Annotated in this window: 9 protein-coding genes and 1 pseudogene; 4 read left to right on the top strand and 6 right to left on the bottom strand. The window is 69.5% G+C overall.

The window, feature by feature from the left end:
* Window positions 1-260 precede the first annotated feature (260 nt).
* From Mth01_RS01910 to Mth01_RS30320, 4 genes and pseudogenes are all read left to right on the top strand, one after another.
* Entirely contained in the window at window positions 261-398 is a 138-nt protein-coding gene (locus tag Mth01_RS01910; RefSeq protein WP_204010234.1) for a hypothetical protein, read from the top strand.
* 104 nt (window positions 399-502) lie between these two features.
* Window positions 503-1,822 carry an AAA family ATPase gene (locus tag Mth01_RS01905; protein ID WP_239089147.1) on the top strand — a complete coding sequence of 440 codons (1,320 nt, stop codon included), beginning with the start codon at window positions 503-505 and terminating at the stop codon, window positions 1,820-1,822.
* The gene (locus Mth01_RS01900) at window positions 1,767-2,411 is read left to right on the top strand and encodes an RloB family protein (protein WP_204010232.1); all 645 of its coding nucleotides are present in this window, start codon (window positions 1,767-1,769) and stop codon (window positions 2,409-2,411) included. Before Mth01_RS01905 ends, Mth01_RS01900 begins: the two co-directional genes overlap by 56 nt.
* A 218-nt stretch (window positions 2,412-2,629) precedes the next feature.
* Window positions 2,630-2,740 (top strand): annotated as a pseudogene (locus tag Mth01_RS30320) (hypothetical protein); the annotation flags it as partial.
* Here Mth01_RS30320 and Mth01_RS29500 read toward each other — a convergent pair.
* The 6 genes from Mth01_RS29500 to Mth01_RS01870 all read right to left on the bottom strand — a co-directional run bounded on the left by Mth01_RS29500 (window position 2,713) and on the right by Mth01_RS01870 (window position 19,498).
* Window positions 2,713-3,936: an McrC family protein gene (locus Mth01_RS29500; protein ID WP_407695909.1), complete on the bottom strand. Its 1,224-nt coding sequence runs from the start codon at window positions 3,934-3,936 to the stop codon at window positions 2,713-2,715. The pseudogene Mth01_RS30320 and the gene Mth01_RS29500 overlap by 28 nt on opposite strands.
* A 161-nt stretch (window positions 3,937-4,097) precedes the next feature.
* A complete protein-coding gene (locus tag Mth01_RS01890) occupies window positions 4,098-5,939 on the bottom strand; it encodes a DUF4357 domain-containing protein (protein ID WP_204010228.1) in 1,842 nt (613 codons plus the stop codon).
* A complete protein-coding gene (locus Mth01_RS01885; protein ID WP_204010226.1) occupies window positions 5,939-10,117 on the bottom strand; it encodes an Eco57I restriction-modification methylase domain-containing protein in 4,179 nt (1,392 codons plus the stop codon). Before Mth01_RS01885 ends, Mth01_RS01890 begins: the two co-directional genes overlap by 1 nt.
* Window positions 10,117-13,029 carry a DEAD/DEAH box helicase gene (locus Mth01_RS30070; protein ID WP_204010224.1) on the bottom strand — a complete coding sequence of 971 codons (2,913 nt, stop codon included), beginning with the start codon at window positions 13,027-13,029 and terminating at the stop codon, window positions 10,117-10,119. Before Mth01_RS30070 ends, Mth01_RS01885 begins: the two co-directional genes overlap by 1 nt.
* On the bottom strand, window positions 13,029-19,313 hold the full coding sequence (locus Mth01_RS01875) for a protein kinase domain-containing protein (RefSeq protein WP_239089124.1): 6,285 nt from the start codon (window positions 19,311-19,313) through the stop codon (window positions 13,029-13,031). Before Mth01_RS01875 ends, Mth01_RS30070 begins: the two co-directional genes overlap by 1 nt.
* A complete protein-coding gene (locus tag Mth01_RS01870; protein WP_204010222.1) occupies window positions 19,310-19,498 on the bottom strand; it encodes a hypothetical protein in 189 nt (62 codons plus the stop codon). Before Mth01_RS01870 ends, Mth01_RS01875 begins: the two co-directional genes overlap by 4 nt.
* Window positions 19,499-19,544 lie beyond the last annotated feature (46 nt).

The following is a 19,544-nucleotide window of genomic DNA, read 5'->3' as shown; positions in this document are numbered from 1 at the left end:
GGAGGCCGCCAGGGCCCGGCCAGTGGCGTCTGGGGCCGGAAGCCCTCGAAGAAGTCCTCGTAGGCGTACGACGGATGCAACTGCACCAGCTTGACCTGCTCGGGCCCGCCGCCGAGGAACTCGGCCAGCAGCACGTTCGTCGCGGGCACCCGCACCCTCGTCGTGCCAAGCAATGGCGGGCCCGGCTCCGGTCCAGTGCGCCCCCGAGGTCGCCGCTGACGATGGGCTCGCGGCCGAGTCGGGTCGGGGGGGTGGCCGCGATGCGGACCACCACCGACGCCAACAACGTCGACTGGTCGATCGTGCTGCGCGCCGACCGGCCGGATGCCGCCTCGCAGGACTCTGCCAACCTCCGTCTGCTCGCCCAGCACCACCACCACCAGGCGGCGGCAGGCTGACGCGAAGGCGTGGCCGAGCCCTGCCCAAGTCATGCCAAACATAGTCGGCGATCACTCGTGCGGTTATTCTGCAGAATGTAAGCTCTGAGTCCGCCCAGAAGGGGGTGACAGGCGAGATGTTGCTGAGTTTTCGCGTGGCCAACCATCGTTCCTTGCGTGAGGAGCAGCAACTGTTGCTGACACCTGCTTACGACGAGCAGGACGCGCCTGGCCGGGAGTGGCAGGCCGTGCCGGTGGTGGCGATCTTCGGGCCGAATGCTTCGGGCAAGTCCAACCTGATCGACGCGATCAGATACATGACTCACCTGGTCAGGTGGTCCTTCCGGGAGAGCGAACCTGGCGGAGGGATGCGGCGAAACCCGTTCGCACTCGACAGCGGTGAGCCGTCCACCTACGTGGTGGATGTGTCGATCGACGGCGTTCAGTACACGTACGGGTTCGCCGTCGATGATGCCGCCGTCGTAGAGGAGTGGCTGTACAGCTACCCGCACAAGAGAGAACGGAAAATCTTCGAGCGCAGCGGTGACCGCTTCACGTACGGAGTGAACACTCCCGACTCTGTCAAGAGTCTGGAGGAGCTTGTGGAGCCGAATGTGCTCCTTCTGTCCGTGGGGGCGCGTGCTCGAAAAGATATTCTTAGGCCCGTTTATGGCTGGTTTGCCGAGCAACGTTTCCATTCGCCGAGACTCACCATGCCCATGGGGATGCTCGCGAACAGATTGGGGAACATGAGATTCCCCGAACTTCAGAGCCGGATAGTGAATCTCATGCGTGCCGCGGACACGGGCATCGCCGGCTTCGAGATCGTCGAGGAGTCCGACGAGGAACTGGCCGAACGGGCCGAGCGGTGGCGCAGGCTCGGAGATGACTTCACGGCGCAGCGTCAGACCAGGCTGCTGTTCCGGCACCTGAGCGGCTCGGGTGAGTTCGCACTCCCTTTCGACGGGGAGTCGGAGGGAACCCAGCAGATGTTCCGCCTTGCCGTCTCGGTGCTGCCCATCCTGGAGCGTGGAGGTGTTTTCCTCGTCGACGAACTGGACACCAGCCTGCACACTTACCTCAGCGCCAAGCTGGTCCAACTTTTCCAGGATCCTGTTACCAATCCACATGGCGCGCAACTCATCTTCGCCAGCCACGACTCCGCGTTGCTCGGCCGGGTCCAAGGCCGAGACGTGCTCAGGCGGGACCAGATCTGGTTCACCGAGAAGGGGGAGGACGGCGGTACGCAGCTCTTCCCACTGACTGACTTCAAACCGCGAAAAGAGGACAACAGGGAGCGTCGCTACCTAACGGGACGATACGGTGCTGTTCCCAATGTCGACGACGAACTCTTCATGGCGGCGCTCGCCACGCGGGTAGATTCAACGCATGTCCCCCCGACAGTCCAAGAGCAACAGCAACTCAACACGCCGGTCGCAGATTGAGAGAAGGTCCGTCCTCAAGCGTCGGCCCTCCGGAGCCCGAGTCGAGAAGAAGCGTTTTCTCATCCTTTGCGAAGGTGACACCGAGAGACTCTACTTTCGGGGGATGCGGGTGCGAGGCGGACCTGTGCTCGATGTGGTCAATCCCGAGGTCGACCACCTCAGCGTGATCGATGAGGCGCAACGGCGCTGGCGCGTCGATGATTACGATGACGGCGACGAGGTGTGGTGCGTCCTCGACACGGAGCTCGATCGCGACCTCGCCGAGCGGATGCTGTCGACGGCAGGCGGAGAGGTCCAGCTCGGGCTCTCCACCCCGTGCTTCGACTTCTGGCTCTTGCTGCACCACAAGGAGCACCGTGCTCCCTTTCAGTCAGCGCGTGAGGTCGAGAAGGCGGTGAAATGCGCACTGCCAGGATGGAGCAAGGGAAGCACCAGGTTCGCCGACTTCGAGGCCGGCGTTGACGACGCCTGCCGGCGCGCCAGGGCCATCGACCCCAAAGGAAACGACCACATGCGGAACCCGTCCACGTCGGTGTGGAGACTCGTGGAGTCCATCCGGGAGTCCGGCGACGGACAGCATCCGCTGTAAAGCTGGTGGTGACCGGAGGGCATCACCAGCGTCTACCCGATCCGCCGCGAGTCGTTAAGCATCTGAAATATCCGGTTTGGCGGCGAGGATCATGTTGCGGGGAATGACGACGAGGCACTCATCTTCGCTCAGGCTCACTCCTGACGGGAGCCGGTCTCGGTAGGCGCGGGTGAGGTCGCGGCCGATTACGGCGATGTCTCCGTTCGACAGTTCCCGGCGTGCAGAGGGTTTACACGGACGGCAGTTGCGTCGAGGCCACCGTCGTCTCCGAGGGTGTCGTTCGCAAGGACGGCGACCGGCTCTACGTCCTGCGGGATTCCAAGGACCCCGAGGGTCCCAAGCTGTTCTTCACCCCCGCTGAGTGGGACGCCTTCGTTGGCGGGGTCAAGGATGGCGAGTTCGACGACCTCGGCTGAGTGCGATTGTCGGGCGGGCACAGGCGGGGGGTGTGCCCGGTGAGCTGCTGGGCCAGGGCCGCTATCTCGGCGAGCAGACCGGCAGGTGGCTGGTCGAGTTCGAGGGCGTGCTGGTGGATGGTGATGCCGGCGTGCCGTACGCGGTGGGCGGTGTGCGGGGCGCTGCCCTTGGCGTAGACGAGGTGGCCGTCCCGTAGGTTGAGCGCGGTGCAGTAGGCGAGCATCTGGTAGATGTCCGCGTCCGGGAAGCCGGCGGGCTTCTCGGCTTTGTACTTGGCGTCGGCCACGGCCAGCGGGGTGCCGTCGTCGGCGTACCGGACGAAGTCGGGGACCATGCGGATCGCGCGGCGCTCGTCGAGGTGGTGCGCGGCCTGGAGGACGCAGCGGCCGCCGCTGCCGGCGAGGGCCTCGCGCAGGGCGGTGGTGACGAAGTCCTCGAAGATCCTGGCCATGTCGAAGAGGAAACCGTGCACGGTGACGTCGCCGGGCCGGTGTTCGACGGAGGCACTCCGGAGCACCAGCTCGGCCAGGTGCAGGGCCTTGTGATAGCGGGCGTTGAGCCGGCTGGGTCGCCACGTGGGCAGTTCGCGGCCCCTGCCGATCGGGGTGGCGTCGGCCAGCCGGGCGCGGAGCCGGAGCAGCCCGCCGCGCACGTCGGCGGGGATGCCACCGGGAGCACCGCCGGGGATGTCGCCGGAAAAGCCGCTGGGAATGTCACGGCGCAGCCGGAGGAGCCGCTCGCAGGCGGTGCGCAGGATCCGGTTCTCGGCGATGTCGACGGTGAACTCGTCGTGGACGATCTCCAGCGGGATGAGCCTGCCGTGGTGCCTGCGGATCTGGTCGGCCTCGCGGATCCTGCCCCGCACCAGGAGGGCGGTCTCCTCGGTGGTCCGGTAGCCCTGGATCAACCCCTGGCGCAGGGCCTCCTCCGCCTGCCGTACGAACAGGTGGGCGAAGGCCGGCAGCGTCTCCGGCTCCTCCTCCAATGGCACCTCGTCGCTCCGCCACCCCTTGGGGCTGCGGCTGTAGCCGAGGAGGAACAGGAGCCGGGCGATGGGCACCTTGGGCGTGATCCGTACGGTGATCGTGCCGCCGCCGGGTACGGTCACCGTCGCCGCGCCGACCTTGCCTCCGGCCCGGATCCGCCACTGTCCGGGGACGTACGGATCGGGTGCGGCGTCGACGAGCCCTGAGGCCGCCAGGGCCCGGCCGGTGGCGTCGTCGAGCACGACCGGGAGCGCCGCGCCGTGCTCGGTGAGCTCGATGACCGTCACGACGGGCCGGGTGCCGCGGTCTCCGGAGCGGGCCCGACGGCGGCACGCAACGACGGCAGTCCATAGCGCCCCTCGACGTCCACGCCCTCCCCGTAGTGGTGCTCTTCCAGCAGCGGCATGATCTTCGTGCGCCAGGTGCGTTCGAGACCACCGTCCCGGTAGACCCCCTCCTTCATCAGGTAGGAGGGACCGACCTGGAAGTCCGGGTCGGCGATGCGGGAGTTGAGCGCGTCGAGGAGGCCGGCGGGCTCGGCATCTCGGCCTTCCCGCGTGAGCCAGCGGCGGAGCAGCCCGCGGGTCGGCTCGGTCCGGGGCGAGAGCTCGACGAACGCGAAACGGCGGCGCATGGCGGCGTCCACGAGCGCGATGGAACGGTCGGCGGTGTTCATGGTGCCGATGACGAACAGGTTCGACGGGAGCGCGAAGTCGTCGCCCGAGTAGGTGAGCCGCACCGACCTGTTCCGATATTCCAGCAGGAAGTACAGCTCGCCGAAGACCTTCGCCAGGTTGGCCCGGTTGATCTCGTCGATGACGAGGAAGTGCGGGACGTGCCGGTTGCCCTCGCGTGAGGCGAGGTCGGCGAGCTCCCGGAGCGGCCCGGCGGTGAGCCGGAAGGCGACGTCCCGGGTCTGCGGATCCTCCTGGGGCCGGAATCCCTCGAAGAAGTCCTCGTAGGCGTACGACGGGTGGAACTGCACCAGCTTGACCTGCTCGGGCCCGCCGCCGAGGAACTCGGCCAGCTTGAGCGCGAGGAAGGTCTTGCCGGTGCCGGGCGGACCGTAGAGGACGAGCTGCCGCTCATCCCAGAGGAGATCGCGCACCTCGCGCAGCCACGCCACGTCATGCACCAGGAGCTCGTCCGCGAGTTCCTCGGTTGGCTCGGGCAGCTCCAGCCTCCGGCGGGCGACGAGCGCGGCGATCTCCGCGCTCGCGTCGCCCTCGGTCTCCCGCACCTCGTCGGCCAGCTCCTCATCGCTCTTCCCGAGCCCGGCGACCAGCGCCTGGACAGGAGTGAGGTCGACGATGTCGTGCTGGATGGAGAGCTTCTGCTGGAGCTCCTCGGGCAGCTCGTCGTAGCCGTACCCGGTGCTCTGCCACTCCACCGGGCGCCGCAGGTTCGACCTGCCGCCTTCGGAGGCGACCTGCTCGACCTTGCCGGTGATCTCCCCTACGTACAGCAGGCTGTTGGAGATCGTGCAGACGGTGTCTCCCGGCTTCATCCGGGACAGGAAGACGTGGAAGTCCTCGACCAGCCGGATCCGCTGGGTGTACGTGGTTGTGGACTCGTAGTCCTCCTCCACGAAGCCGCGCAGCCGATCCTTGCTGATGCCCTCTTCGACGCCCGCACGCAGGTGACTCGCCGCGAGGCTCACCCGCCCCTCGGGGAGCCAGAGACGCCTGACCAGGTCGGACCCGGCCACGTTGGATCCCCGAACCAGCCAGGTGCGGCTGGGTCCCCACCCCGCCTGATCGACATAGTCGACGAGCGGATGCCCGCCCTTGCTCTTCCACTCGGTCCACCCGTTGGAGCTGCGGCCGAGCACGATCGCGGCGGCGGCGGACGGGGAGTTGCAGACGATGTCCCGGCCCGTCTCCAGATATCCTGGCCACTTCGGGGACTTGGCGATTGTCCCGTTGTCGATCAGCTCCTGCCGGAGCCGGTACGGGGCACCGCCTTTCTCCTCGAACGATGGCACGACGTGCGGCCGGACGGGCGACCCGGCCAGCACCACGAACTTCTGGCTGCCGTTGGTCCCCTTCTCGTCCAGCAGTAGACCATGCGCGACGAGGCCGCCGTCGGGCAGGCGGATCTGAAATTCGGGGTACTCGTTGGACATCAGGCTTCCTCACCATCCGCCCGACCGGCGGGTACGGCCTGCGCCGCGGGATGGCGGGGGCCGTGGCCCGGTGGGGGAGTGAGGGTGGAGGTGTAGTTCTCGCCGTCAATGAGCGGGCTGGTGAGGCTCACTCCTGCGACGGCCATCCGGTCGTACTCGGCCAGCACGAGATCCTTAATACGGTACGTGCCGTACTTGGCGATCTCGTTGTTCTTGAGCCCGCCGCCCGAGTCGGACTGGAAGGACTCCAGGATGTAGTCCACATCCGGACGGGAGATGCCATAGAGGTGGAAGAAGTACGCGTCCAGTTCGGCCCGGATTTGCGCCCGGCGCTCCTCGTCCCACCGGAACGGCGCACCCGAGTCGTCCAGGTCCCGGGCAAGTCCGGCCATGTCATGGGCGGTGTAGACGAGTTCGAGGACACGCGGAGTGAGGAACGGCGTGTGAGACTCCAGCATCTCGGGGCTGGGGACGGGCAACTGCTTCCACGTCATGAGGGCCATGTGAATGCCGCCCACCTTCTGACGACTCACGAAGTCGAAGACCAGTGAGCTCTGCGCGGCGATAAGCGCTGCGGTGAGGGCGGGAGCTACCTGCGGCAGCATTAGAGGATATGTATGACCGACAGCCGCGCGCGGGAGAAAAGCGGGGATGGCCGTGCGCTCGTCGGTTGTACGACACACGTCACGCCAACCGCAGAGCCAATCACGGTCCCAGCGAACCTCCTCCAAGCGAAGGGTGACGCCGGGGACCTCGACCTCCTTTTTCTTCCGGAAGGTAGGGATCAGCCCAGTCTCCGCGATCCAATAGCGTGGGTCGGCGGCGGCTGAGGAGTCCTGCTTTTCCGCGAGGGTCAGTCGGCGGCGGTCTTCGTTGCCCGTGCCGTAGTAGGAGTTCCACCGGTGGTCGAAATGGTGGGCCATCTTGCCCTCATACAGCGGCAGCATCCGCTCGTTGCCCCGGACGAACACGTTGCCGCGAAGCTGCCAACCTTCGGACTCCAGCTGCTCCCGTGTGCGGAAGAGGTCGGAGTCGTCGGTCATGTTGAAGAGGTTCTTGAAGGTGATGCCCCAGGGGTTGCCGTTCTTCTCGGTTTCGTTCCACAGGACCGGGATGCGGTGGTAGATCGACGCCGTGAGGTCCGCATCCCGACGGGATCGGAAGATGGGGAGGGTTCCGGTGTTGGGGTTGATGAGAGCGATCTCTTCCGGTCTGAGCGTGAAAACACGGCTGGCATTGTCGAGGTCGCCGGGGTCTTCGAGGAAGAACGCGAACTTCGCCGCCGGTTCGCGCAGCCCTCGACCGGTCAGGGAGAGCAGGCAGAACTTGTAGCTGGCGTGCACCCCGACGAAGAGCGGCTTACGGTTCTCGAAGTCGTACAGCGAGGCGATGGCGCCGCGCTGGGTGAGGTCGCTGAAAAGGTGCTGCGCTCCCGCACCCGTCGCGATGGCCGTCGGAATGACGCAGCCGAAGCGGCCCTCGGGCGCGGCGATGGACGCGAAGCGCTCGGTGAAGAGCTGATCGGTCTGGAGTGAGTTGACGCCCTTCACCGAGAGGCCTTTGGCGCACAGGGGAAAGACCCCGGAGTCTCCCGCGAAATGGAACGTCGACTTCACCTTGCGGCGCTCGGCCCAGTAGCGCTTGCCCGCCTCCGGGTTCTTGTCGGCCCAGATGGCGATTTCGAGACGTCGGTCCACACCCGCGATCGCGGCGATCTCCGGGTCGATGACGCTGAAGTATTTCTTGTCCTCGAAGTCGACCTTGTCCCAGGGCGGGTTGCCCAGGACACACGAGAAACCGCCGGCCCAGCCGGTTGCCGGGTCCACAGCGCCGTCCGTAGCGGCGTCCATGGCGGCGTCGGAGCCGTCGTCCGGGACGGTGAAGACGTCGGGGAACTCCAGGTGCCAGTGGAAGAAGCGATACTCCCGGCTGAGCCGTACGATCTCGTCGTTCGTCGCCTGAGAGGCGGCCGTGCCGTCCGGGTCCTGGAGGGCGCGGAAGACGGCGTCGGTGATCGCGGGTGGCGCGTCCTTGGTCTTGTGCCACATGAACGCCGCGCACCAGGCGTCGGCTACGTGCCGGGCGCGGACGTACGCGGGGGACGCCTCCCAGTCGCGGTAGGCCGCGGCCTGCCGCCGGACCTGCGCGAGATCGTCGGAGGGGGCGGCCGTGATGCGGCGCAGTTCCGCGGCGAAGGCGGTGTTGGCCACCTTGGTCTCCGGGGTCAGGTCGAAAAGACCGCCCTGTCCGATGCGCTCCTGGTCGTTCTGCTTCTCCAGGAACCTGGCGTAGCTCGTGTCGTCGCCCTCGACCGCCTTGAAGGCCTTGCCGGGGATGCCGTCGCGCAGCAGGGTGGGCGTCGCCCCGATCAGCCCGTTGCCGAGCTTGATGTGCGCGTCGAGGAAACCGAGCGGTTTGCCCGGCTCCATGGCCTCCAGCCAGAGCGAGACCTTGGCCAGCTCGACGGCCATCGGGTTGAGGTCGACGCCGTACACACAGCGGTTGATCACCTCGCGCAGCGCGTGCCGTACCGCGTCGAGGGTGGGCTCGGGGTTGCGTTCCCGCACGGCGGCGACCCGCTTGGCGATCCGGCGGGCGGCGGCGACCAGGAAGTGGCCGGAGCCGCAGGCCGGGTCGCAGACGGTGAGCGACAGCAGCTCGGCGACGATGGCCTCGGCCGGGTCGGGCTGACCGGCCGCCGATGCCTTCGCCTCGCCGCGCTTCTGCGCGTCGTCGATGACCGGGTCGAGGGTGGAGTCGAGCAGGGTCTCGATCAGGGAGCTCGGCGTGTAGTAGGACCCGGTCTTCTTGCGGTTGTTGCCGAGGCGGTCGACCAGCTCGAAGGTCCTGTCGACGGCGCTGTGCTTGGGGACGAGCTCCAGCAGCGACTCGTAGATGGAGCCGAGCTCCTCCGAGCCCATGTTGCGGTAGTCCACCTGCCGCCAGCGGGCCGTGCCCACGTCCCGGACGCGGGCCAGGTGCCGTACGGCCTCCAGCAGGTCGGCGTTGGCAAGGGACAGCCCCCGCAGCGGAGCGTCCGCCTCGGTGTCGTCGAAGAGACCGCCGAGGCCGGGCAGGCCCAGCTCGGGGCGGCCCTGCTCGTCGCCGAGTGCGTCGAAGACGATCCGCAGGGCCTGATAGAGATCGGTGTGCGTGGTGCCCCGGCGGCGGCCGGCCACGCGGCGCAGCCGGTCGGAGGAGAGGTAGGTGGCGTACCGCCGGCGCGTCTCCCCGTCGGTGTCCGGCGGGTGGAGCGCGTCACGGTCCTCGACGACGAAGAGGAAGATCAGCCGATAGGCGAGGCGTAGCAGCGCGACGTGGAAGGCGTCGACGTCCAGGCCCTGGCGGAGACCCGTGTTGGCCGGGTGCTTGAGGAAGCCGGTGCCGAGCGTGGTGATGGCCTTCTGGACGCCGTCGCGGTGATGCTCCAGCGCCCGGGTGCCCGACGCGATCGCCTCGGTGCGCCATTTCTCCAGCCAGCAGGTGGACGGCGCCGCGCCGTCCTCGACCTTGAACCGTGAGATGTGCAGCAGGCGGTAGAGCAGCACGAACTCGCTGAACAGCTCGCCGTCGAAGATGGCCTCCAGGTCGAACTCGACGTACGACGAGGTGGCGAGCGCGCTGGAGTCGCGCAGCAGGCGCAGCTGGCGGCCGTTGGTCAGGATGCCCCACAGGTGGGCGTCGGCGCGGTTCAGGCACTCCTGCACGAGCGACTGCGGCGGGACCGTGCCGGCTCCCGCCGGGCGCCTGTCCAGCGCGGCGTTCCACGCGGTCAGGTGGACGGGGACGTGACTCCAGCGGTGGCTGATCGCGAAGACCTTGCCGCCGTCGTCCGACGCGATCCCCGACCCCTTGAGGGCCGTCAGGTCGCCGAAGCCGAGCTCGGTGAAGAGCGGTTCGAGCCACTGGCTGACCGCGAGGCCCGTGGGGTCGGCGGGGGCGTCGGCCTCCGGGGTGACGGGCAGCTTCTCGCGCAGCTCGCTCCAGACCGACTTGAGGTAGTCCCAGTGGCGCTCGGCCTCGTCACGCACCGATCGCGAGCCCACGATGCGGTAGTCGGCGGGCCGGGAGCCCTCGACGTCCCTGCCCTCGGAGATGCGGACCAGCATGTCGGCGGGCAGGAGGCCGCCGATGGTGTGGACGGCGGTGAAGACCTGGTTGCGGGCGATGGCGGACATCAGGCGGCTCCTCCAGAGACCGGAAGGTAGACGTAGGCGCCGAGGATGTCGGCCGGCTTCTGCGCGGTGACGTTCACCCCGCGGATGATCTCGCCGGACGCGCTGCGCACCCGGCGGTGCGAGTCGAGCAGCTCGGCTCCGAGCTGGTCGCCGTACGCCTCCAGGTGCGCGGCCACGGCAGGCAGGCCGTCGAGCACGCGGGCCATGGTGCGCTCGCCGAAGACGCGGTCGGTGTTGTCGTCGGCCGTCGCGTCCAGGAGCCGCAGGGCGTCCTCGGCCGGCAGCCACACCGCGTTCGCGGGTGAGCCCCGGAAGGCGAGCAGGCGGGCGTCCTCGGCGACGAGCTGGCGGGCGCCCGCCCGGGACGGCAGGGTGAGGTGGAACCGGTAGCGGACCAGCAGCAGCGTGGTGCGGGTGCCGACGGCCCCGGTGCGGATCACCCCGCAACGGCTGGCCGGTCGCGGGCCTTCGGCCTGGCCGTCGAGGGCGGCGTTGAGGACGTAGCCCGCGAGTGCGCCCACCACCGGGTCGGTGCGGACCAGGGCGGCCTCGCCGCGCGCCACCGCGGCCGTCGTGCGGAACGGCACCGGTCGGCCCAGTTCGACGGCGTCGCCGCCGACGACGGGGGCGAGGGCGTCGCGGAGCCCGGCGGGGGTGCCGCTCAGATCCGCGTTGAAGTCGCCGGTGAGGGTGCCCGTGCCGCCCGGCTCGTCGCGCAGGACGCCGTCGAGGGAGGCCAGCGCGTGCCGTACGAACGTGCGGATCTCGCCGGCCCGGCCCAGGGTGTCGCGGATCGCGGCGACCTCGCGGGCGACCTCCTCGGGGTGGATGGAGCGCTGGGCGAAACGGGAGCGGGAGGTCTTCTCGCGTTCGGCCGCGGAGCTCCACTCGGTCTCCAGCGCGGCGGCCCGGTCGCTGATCTCGTCGAAGCTGAACAGGGCCTCCTGCTCGCGCCGCTGGCTGCGTATGAGCAGCCACTCGACGATCGCGTCGGTGACGCCGGTGGAGGCGGCGTCCGGGACGGAGACGGAGATGCCCAGGTCCTTGCGGATCTGGCGGTGCTTCTTGATGAGGACCTCGAGGACCTTGCCGTCGATGCCGTTGTCGCTGCCGTACAGGGTGAGCACCTTGACGGTGTCCTTCTTCTGGCCGTAGCGGTCGACGCGGCCCTCGCGCTGGTCGTGCCGGGTGGGGTTCCAGGCGAGGTCGTAGTGGACGACGGCGTCGAAATGGTGCTGGAGGTTGACCCCCTCGGACAGGCAGTCGGTGGCGACCAGGACGCGGCGGGCGGCCGCGTCGTCACCCGCCTGCTCGGCCAGCTCCTCGATGCGCTGCAGGCGCTGCTGCGGCGACAGGGTGCCGGTGACGGCGCGTACGACGGTCTTCTTGCCGAGCCTGCCCGCCAGGTGCTCGGCGACGTACTCGGCGGTGGGGATGTAGCGGCAGAAGACGATCGGGTGGTAGCCGGTCTTCAGCAGGTCTTTCAGGTGCTCGACCAGGGCGGCCAGCTTCCGGTCGGCCGCCGGGCCCTCCAGCGCCTCCGCGCGGCCGGCCAGCTCGGCCAGGCGGACGCCCGCGTCATCGATCTCCGCGCCGGGTGCGACGTCGAGCCCTTCCATGACGTCGCTGTCGGAGGCGTCGCCGGTCAGCGGCGCGCCCAGCCTGTCGGCCTCCTCGGCGGTCGCGGCCGTGGCGGCCGCCGAGCGGGTGCGCAGGGTCTGGGCGGCGGCGCGCGGCGAGGAGACCATCGAGCGCAGCAGCGCGATCGCGGACCACCAGGCGATCCTCGCCTCCCGCTTGCCTCGGTCGCCCGCTGCGCTCACCCGCTCCCCGGCGTAGGCGATCGCGTCGTCGAGCAGGGCGCGGTAGGCGGGGGAGAGCTTGTAGGTCTCGTCCTTGAAGTAGCGGTCGGAGGGGAACGAGGTGGTCTCGGCCAGGCTGTCGTCGGCCAGGCCGTCGCTGACGGTGAGGAACTGCCGCACGTCGGCCCGCTTGCGCTGGACGAAGTGCTGGGCCAGCAGGCGGCGGCCCGCCTCCGTGTCGAGCTCGACCTCGGCCAGCTCCGGCCGGACCAGGCCGAGCAGGTTGCGGAAGGCGCTCTCCTTGCCGCTGTGCGGAGTCGCGGTCACCAGCAGCAGGTGGCGGTCGGCCGTGGGGTCGGCGACGCGCTGGAGCAGCTCGTAGCGGAGCTGGTTCTGCGTGGAGGCGCCGTCGTCGGCGGCGACGCAGGTGTGGGCCTCGTCGACGATGACCAGGTCGGGGCAGTGCCGGACGAAGTCGTCGCGGTGCCGGGTGGACTTGATGAAGTCCGTGGAGACGATCACGTTCGGGTGTTTGTCGAACAGCGACTGGCCCAGGTCCAGGCCGCGCTCCAGCCGGGAGACGGTGGAGGCCAGGACCAGCTCGGCGTCGATGCCGAACTTCGTGCGCAGCTCCTCCTGCCACTGCTCGGCCAGCGCGGGCGAGCAGAGCACGGCGAGCCGCCGCGCGCTGCCCTGGGCCAGCAGCTCGCTCGCGATGAGGCCCGCCTCGACGGTCTTGCCGATGCCGACGTCGTCGGAGATCAGCATGCGGACGGTCCGCTGCCGCAGCGCCATCATCAGCGGGACGAGCTGGTAGGCGCGGGGTTCCACGGCGATGCCGGCCAGCGACCGGAACGGCCCGGCGCCGGAGCGGAAGCCGATGCGCAGTGCCGTACGGAGCAGTCCGGCGGCGAGCGAGTCGCCCAGGTCGGCGGGGGACGGCGGCGCGAACTCGGCGCCGCGGACCTCCTCGAACGCCGGGAAGACGGCGGCGATGTCGTCGTCGGCGCCGCCCAGCGGGCGCAGCACGAGCATGTCGGCGGCGCTTTCCGGGAGCACCACCCAGTCCCGGCCGCGGGCGGAGACCAGGGCACCGGCCGTGTACGTCATCAGAGGTTTCCTCGCGTCGCTGTGCCGAAGTAACGGGTGAACTGGGTGGCGATGGCGGACCAGTCGCCGTCGTGCGGGAAGCGGACCACGTCCCAGCCGCTGTCGAACAGCCGGTCCTCCGCGTCGAGATCACGCTCGGCGACGATCTCGTGGTCGTGCACGGGGCCGTCGACGAAGACCGCGACGTTGACGCCGGGCAGGCGGTAGACGTAGTCCGGGCGGGCCAGCGCCTCGGCGACGAAGGTCTGCGCCTCGTCCGGCAGGCGCAGGCCGTGCTCTTTGAGCCAGGCGACGAACCTGCCCTCCAGCGCGGTGTCCGACTGCGCGGCCAGCCGCGCCAGCTGCTCGGTACGGCTCTCGCCCCGGCCGGCGGTGAGCACCCGGCCGGACGCGAAGCGCAGCAGCAGGTCGCGGACCGCGTGCCGGTCGATCGCGGCGTGGTGGTGCTGGTTGCCGTAGGTCAGCAGGCACTCGTAGCAGCCGCGGGCGCAGGGCCGGTCCTCGTGCGGGCCGCCTCGGTCAGTGCCGTCGGGGGCGAAGTGGCAGATCGCGAGGGCCTCGGCGGCGGCCCGGGCCAGCGCGTACCGCTCGGACTGCATCAGCCGCAGGACGCCCGCGCCGCCCTCGGCGGCCTCGGTGAGCAGCATCCGGTCGCGGGGACCTTCGTCCGGCGGCAGCAGCTCGCTGTTCAGCTCGGCGTCCTCCAGTTCGAAAGCGGCCTCGACGCCGCGCTCCAGCGCGTACATCAGCGACAGCGCGACCGGCTCGTCCAGCGGCTCGTCCAGCTTCAGCACCAGGATGTTCCGGGTGTCCTGGACGAAGGGGATCACCCGCTTGCGGCGGCGCTTCTCGTCGCCGTCGGCGTCGACGAGCGGCATCTCACCGGAGTCGCCGGAGGCTTCGCCGGCCTCGCGCTCGTTCATCCAGCGGCCGTCGGCCGGGTCGAGCCAGAAACCGTCCGGTTCGCCCTCCTTGGCGCGGATCCGGCCCATGTTGGAGATGCGGACCGTCGCGGAGTCGCCGAACGACAGCGTGGCGAGCGGCCCGGCCGGGTCGGTCACGATGCCGTCCCGGCGGCCCGGGCGGTTGCCGTGATCCTGGAAGCGGTAGGAGGTCACCAGGCGGAACCCCGCGCGGCGGCGCTCCTCCTCGTCGGAGGAGATCCGTTCCCGCCGCTTGGTGTAGACGGTGTGCAGCTGCAGCAGCCCCGGGGTGATGTCGGTCAGCGGCTGCCCGCACATGTCGCATCGGTCGGCGCGCTCGTGCGCGTCGTGGTGGTAGCCGCAGCCGGCGCACCGCTTGGCGGTGGTGGTGACCACGTCGCCGGTGGCGTCCGGCGGCAACTGGATGCGGGTGACCTGGTAGCGGGAGCCCTCGTGGTAGATGAGGGCTCCCGGCCCGAACTCGCGGATCGCCAGGAACCGGGGCCGCTGCACGTAGTCGCCGTCACCGGCCCGCCGCCCGGTGGTGGGGATGTAGGCGGCCAGCGGCAGCCGGGGGAAGGAGTAGCCGGGCAGGAACCCCTCACTGGCCAGATAACGGTAGGGGTTGAAGTCGCTCAGCAGCGTCCTGCTGTCGGCACTCTCGTTCTTCAGCAGGTCGAGTTGGGTCTCGGCCTCCTTGCGACGGCCGACGGCGATCTTCCGGTCGCGTTCGGTGAGGGTGTGGTCCAGGACGCGCCGGTTCTGCTCGGCCTGGTCGACGAGGGCCGCCCGGAACAGGTCACGCCACCGGTTCCACGCCTGGTCGAACTCCCGCGGCGCGTTGCGCACCGTCTCCTCGATCCACCGCTCGTGCCACCAGGTGGCGTCGGTGAACTCGGCCGACAGCCCGCCGAAGACCTCCCTGGCGGCCGTGACCGCGCGCCGCTGGGCGGCGGCGTCCCGCAGCTTGGCGACGACGTCGCTGTGCAGGGCCAGCTCGGGAGCGGGATATCGGGTGTCCGCCGGATAGCTGATGTCGATGATGTGCGGGATGGCGCTGCCCAGCTTCAGCCCGGATTCGGCCAGCCAGATGGCCTGCACGTGCGAGCGGACCAGGTCCTCGTTGGCCAGGTCGAGGCGGGGCGGGGCGACCGCGCCCGCGACCATCCGCTCCGAGCGGCGGAAATAGTACTGGTCGTGGCTGTTGCCGGTGGCGCAGTAGGTGGTGACCAGCGCGGGCTGCCCGGATCGGCCGGCCCGGCCGCTGCGCTGCGCGTAGTTGGCCGGGGTGGGCGGCACGTTGCGCATCATCACGGCGTTGAGCTCGGCGATGTCGACGCCCAGCTCCATCGTCGGTGAGCAGTACAGCAGCTTCAGGTCGGCCTTGGCGAAGGCCTTCTCGCGCCGCTCCCGCTCCTCGGGGGCGACCTGCGCGGTGTGCTCACGGGCCGCCAGCCCGGCCAGGGCGCCGGCGGTGTCCCGGTAGAGGTCGCGGAAGAACGTGTTGACGCGGGGGCCGTCGCCGCTGGCGTAGGTCCGGGTCAGCGGATCGTGGCCGCCGGTCTCGCCGGTCCCGGCCCGCCAGATCAGGCAGGCCGCCGAGATGCGGTAGCCGGTGGCGGCGGGGGCGGACCGCCCGCGGAACCGGCCGGCCCGCTGTGGGGCGGCCGCCACCTCGGTGAGCAGCCCGGCCTTGGCGAGCACCCGGAACAGGTTCGTGATGATCAGCTGGAGATCGTCGGTGGACAGGCCGGGGAAGTGGACGCGCTTGAGATACTTGCCGAACTTGCCCCGCCCGGACAGGAACAGGCCGGCGCGGTCCATGCCGGGCCGCGACGCCTGCGGGTAGGCGGTGCCCACCCGAGGCCTGTCACCGGCTGAAAGCACCCACGGGTCGACGAGGCGCTCCTCGCTGGCGCGCTGCAGGGTGTCGAAGTCGTCGCGGAAGCATTGCACGTCGATGGCGAGGGCGCGGCGCATCTCGTCCAGCAGCGCCCGCATGATCTCGGCGCGCCTGCCGGGCTCGGCCTCGCACAGCTCCGCGTGGACCTTGAGCTCGGGGTCGGACCAGCGGTCCTGCCGCCCGGAGAGCCAGTCCAGATCCGCGTAGTCGATCTTCAGTAGGCCGGTCTGCTCCAGGTTGGGCATGGTGACCCGCCAGCCGCGCTCCAGGTCCATGTAGAGCCGGAAGGCGATGACGTCCCGCAGGGTCCTGGCGGCGTTGCGGGCCATCGACGGCGGCAGGTCCGCGCCGCCCCCGGCGTACTCGGCCGGAGTGAGCCTGAGCGCGTCCGAGACTCGTGCGGCGAGGTTCTCGTGGGTGACGCCGTCGGCGCCCGCGTCCACGACGGCCTGGTAGAGCGCGCTGCGCAACTGGGTGATCTGCACGAAGTCGTTGAAGTGCCCGGCCTGCAGCGAGGCGTCCTGCCGATTGTCGACGAAGGTGAGGAGCTTGCGGGCCTCCGGCTTGAGCGCCTCGGGCGGCGCCTCCTTCAGCGAACGGACGATCGAGGCCGACACGAGCGAGGTCGCCGAGGAGCGGCCCTCCTGGTCGAGCCGGGCCAGCTTGGCGAAGTCCTTCCCCCTGACCTGCTCGTAGCTGACCCCGCAGTGCAGGCAGAACAGGAACGGGGAGGGGATGAAGGCGGCCTCCAGTTCCCCGCGGTCCTGCACGCCGTACGGGTCGACCCGGACCGGAACGGGGACACGCGCCCGGTAGGTGGAGCGGACGGTCTCCGCGCCATGGTCGTCGATCTCCAGCCAGGAGTCGGGCAGGCGCCGGTCGGCGATGGCCCGCTCGGCCGTGGCGGGCCAGGGGCGGTCGGTGCTGACGTAGAGGTAACCGTCGCCGGTCCGGCCGCCGGTGGCGGCGGTGTCGGGGCGCGAGCCGTACGTCGTGACGCCGTTCTTCTCCTCGCGCCACACCGTCAGGTATTCCTGGCCGCACTCGCGGCAGAAGGCCAGCGGCAGCAGCAGCTTCCCGTCGGAACCGGGCTGGACGAGCTGGTAGTCGCGGGTCAGATGGCGGGACCGCTCGCTTTCCAGGGTCACGTAGACGGTGTCGCCCTTGGACAGGAACTGGTGCAGCCGGAAGGCGAACAGCGGCCGGTCGGTGACCGGGTGCCGGGCCTCCGAGCCTGCCTTCAGCGTGTGGCGGATGGCCTCGACGCAGCGCTGCTCGTCGACCCCGCTGCTCGTGCCCCTCTCGCTAACGCCGGCTGCCAGTTCGCGTGCCGCCTCCTCGATCTTGGCGGGTTTCTGCCGGACGAGCCGCCCGGTCTCGTCCACGGCCAACCCGAAGCGCGCCTCGATCCACCGGGCCAGTGGGTCCGCCGCCAGGTCGGCGTAGGCGCGCGGCGAACCGGGAAGGCGGAGCCGCTCGGCCGGGACCGTCGCGGGCGGCTCACCGGTGGCGCGCACCAGCGTCTCGCCGATGACGTTGTCCGGGCGCACCTGCGTGCCGAAGAGTGTGGAGGCGACGCCGGCGACGGTCGCGCGCTGCTCGGCGAAGGTGCCCTCGCTGGACATGGTGGCCGAGGTGCCCACACACTGCAGGTTCTTCGCCCGGCACGCCTCGCGGACGCGGCGGATGAGCAGGGCCACGTCGGCGCCCTGACGGCCCCGGTAGGTGTGCAGCTCGTCGAAGACCAGGAACTCCAGGCCCTCGGCCATCTTGATGAGGGAGCGCCGGTCGTCCGGACGGGTGAGCATCAGCTCCAGCATCACGTAGTTGGTGAGCAGGATGTCCGGTGGGTTGTCCCGGATCGCCTTGCGGTCGTCCTCGTTCTCCTGACCCGTGTAGCGGGCGTAGGTGACCGGCTCGCGGCCTTCGCCGTACCCATGGGTCAGGTACTTCTTGAGCTCCTCGCGCTGGCTGTTGGCCAGGGCGTTCATCGGGTAGACGATGATCGCGCGGACCCGCTTGCGGGCTTTGGGGCCCTCTCGTTCCCTGTCCTTCAGAACCTTGTCGACGATCGGCACGATGTAGGCCAGCGACTTGCCCGATCCGGTGCCGGTGGTGAGGACGTAGGACTCGCCGGACTGGGCGGTCCTGACCGCGTCGAACTGGTGCTGGTGGAGCGTGAGCGGGCGGCCGTCGCACACCGTGCCGTCCTTGGTCTTGCCCGCCTGGAAGATGCGCGCGCACTCCTCGTGTAACACGCCGTCGTTCGCCAGCTCCAGGACCGTGCCCGCCGAGGCGAAGAAGGGGTTCAGCGACAACCAGGGGTCGGGCCACTGGGACTTGGCGTCCAGGTCGTCTTCGACGAAGGCCTTGATCCGATCGTCACGGATGATCGTGCCGCCCTCGGTGAACGCCCGGTAGTCCTTGATGAGCTGCCGGTGCACCTCGAACACGTCCATGCCGGCGGACGTGGTCGGGCTGCTCGCCGCGGCGTTCGCGAGGCCGGTGGCCGGGCCGGGATCAGGGTTCCGCGCCTGGGCGGGCGTGAGGTGACGGACGGGGTCGAAGCCGTCCCACCCGGGGACGTGCTCATCTCCCACGGCGAGCGGAAGCAGAGCCTCACGAACGACGACGGCGTCGGCGGGCCGGTCCACCGCTTCCTTGGCGAGCAACCGCCCGATGAGTCGCGCCAGATCCTGGGGGACGTCCGAGCGCAGCAGCCGTACGGAAGGCGGTGGCTCGTCGAGGTGCTTCTGTCCGAGCTCGTGTGCCGACTCGCTGTGGAACGGCGGCACACCGGTGAGGAGTTCGAACAGTATGCAGCCGAGGGCGTACAGGTCGGCGGCCTGGGTCACCGCGGCGGCGAGGAACTGCTCGGGGGCCATATAACGGGCGGTGCCGACCGTGACGCCCGTGCTCGTCACCCTGCTGCTCTCGATCTCGCCGACGATCCGCCCCATGCCGAAGTCGAGGACCTTGACCACACCTCCGCGCAGCAGCATCACTTTCGAAGGCTTGAGATCACGATGGACGACGTCGGCGGCGTGCGCCGCGGACAGGCCGGCCGCGATCTGCGCGCCCAGCGCGGCGACCCAGGCGACGGGCAGCTGCGGGTGCTCGGCCACGAGGTCTCGGAGCGTGTACCCGTCGAAAAGCTCCATCGCCAGGTACGGCAGGCCGGAGACGTCCACTCCGCCGGCGATCGTGCGGGGGAGGTTGGGGTGGTCGAGTCTGCGCATGATGCGCACTTCCCGCTCGAACCGCTGGACCGTTTTGGCGTCGTCGTACGAGTCGATCACGGCCCCGGCGCGACCGCGGAGGATCAGCTTCACCGCGACCATGCGCTCGGCGGAGGCTTCCGCCGCCTCCGCGTCCTCGGCGCGGTGAACCTCTCCCATGTTGCCCTTGCCGATGGCTCCCAGCAGGCGGAAGCGGTTCGCCACCCACTCCAGGCTCACGGACACTCCTTAATTTCACCCGCATCGCCAGGAGCGGGCCAGGCGATGATCAACAGGTCCCCATGCAGCGAATACACAGGAGAGTTCTGAATTTCTCGATCAGGGTAGTCGACGATGGAACGGTCAAACATTTTCCGCCTGATGGCAATGCCGACAAGCTTGCCGTGGGGGGTAGAACGGATCATTCCATGATCAATAGAAGTGCCCGAGGCTTCGCGTCGGATCGTTACG

Origin of the sequence: Sphaerimonospora thailandensis, from assembly GCF_016863115.1 — a bacterium.
Taxonomy (GTDB): domain Bacteria; phylum Actinomycetota; class Actinomycetes; order Streptosporangiales; family Streptosporangiaceae; genus Sphaerimonospora; species Sphaerimonospora cavernae.
The sequence above is the reverse complement of the archived record's forward strand: the minus strand, read 5'-3'. Positions and strand labels throughout refer to the sequence as shown.

Excerpts from the sequence above, each read along its gene's own strand:
- Mth01_RS01870 (WP_204010222.1), bottom strand. The coding sequence starts at position 19,498 with ATGATCCGTTCTACCCCCCACGGCAAGCTTGTCGGCATTGCCATCAGG.
- Mth01_RS30070 (WP_204010224.1), bottom strand. The coding sequence starts at position 13,029 with ATGACGTACACGGCCGGTGCCCTGGTCTCCGCCCGCGGCCGGGACTGG.
- Mth01_RS01890 (WP_204010228.1), bottom strand. The coding sequence starts at position 5,939 with ATGTCCAACGAGTACCCCGAATTTCAGATCCGCCTGCCCGACGGCGGC.
- Mth01_RS01910 (WP_204010234.1), top strand. The coding sequence starts at position 261 with ATGCGGACCACCACCGACGCCAACAACGTCGACTGGTCGATCGTGCTG.
- Mth01_RS01900 (WP_204010232.1), top strand. The coding sequence starts at position 1,767 with ATGTCCCCCCGACAGTCCAAGAGCAACAGCAACTCAACACGCCGGTCG.
- Mth01_RS01885 (WP_204010226.1), bottom strand. The coding sequence starts at position 10,117 with ATGTCCGCCATCGCCCGCAACCAGGTCTTCACCGCCGTCCACACCATC.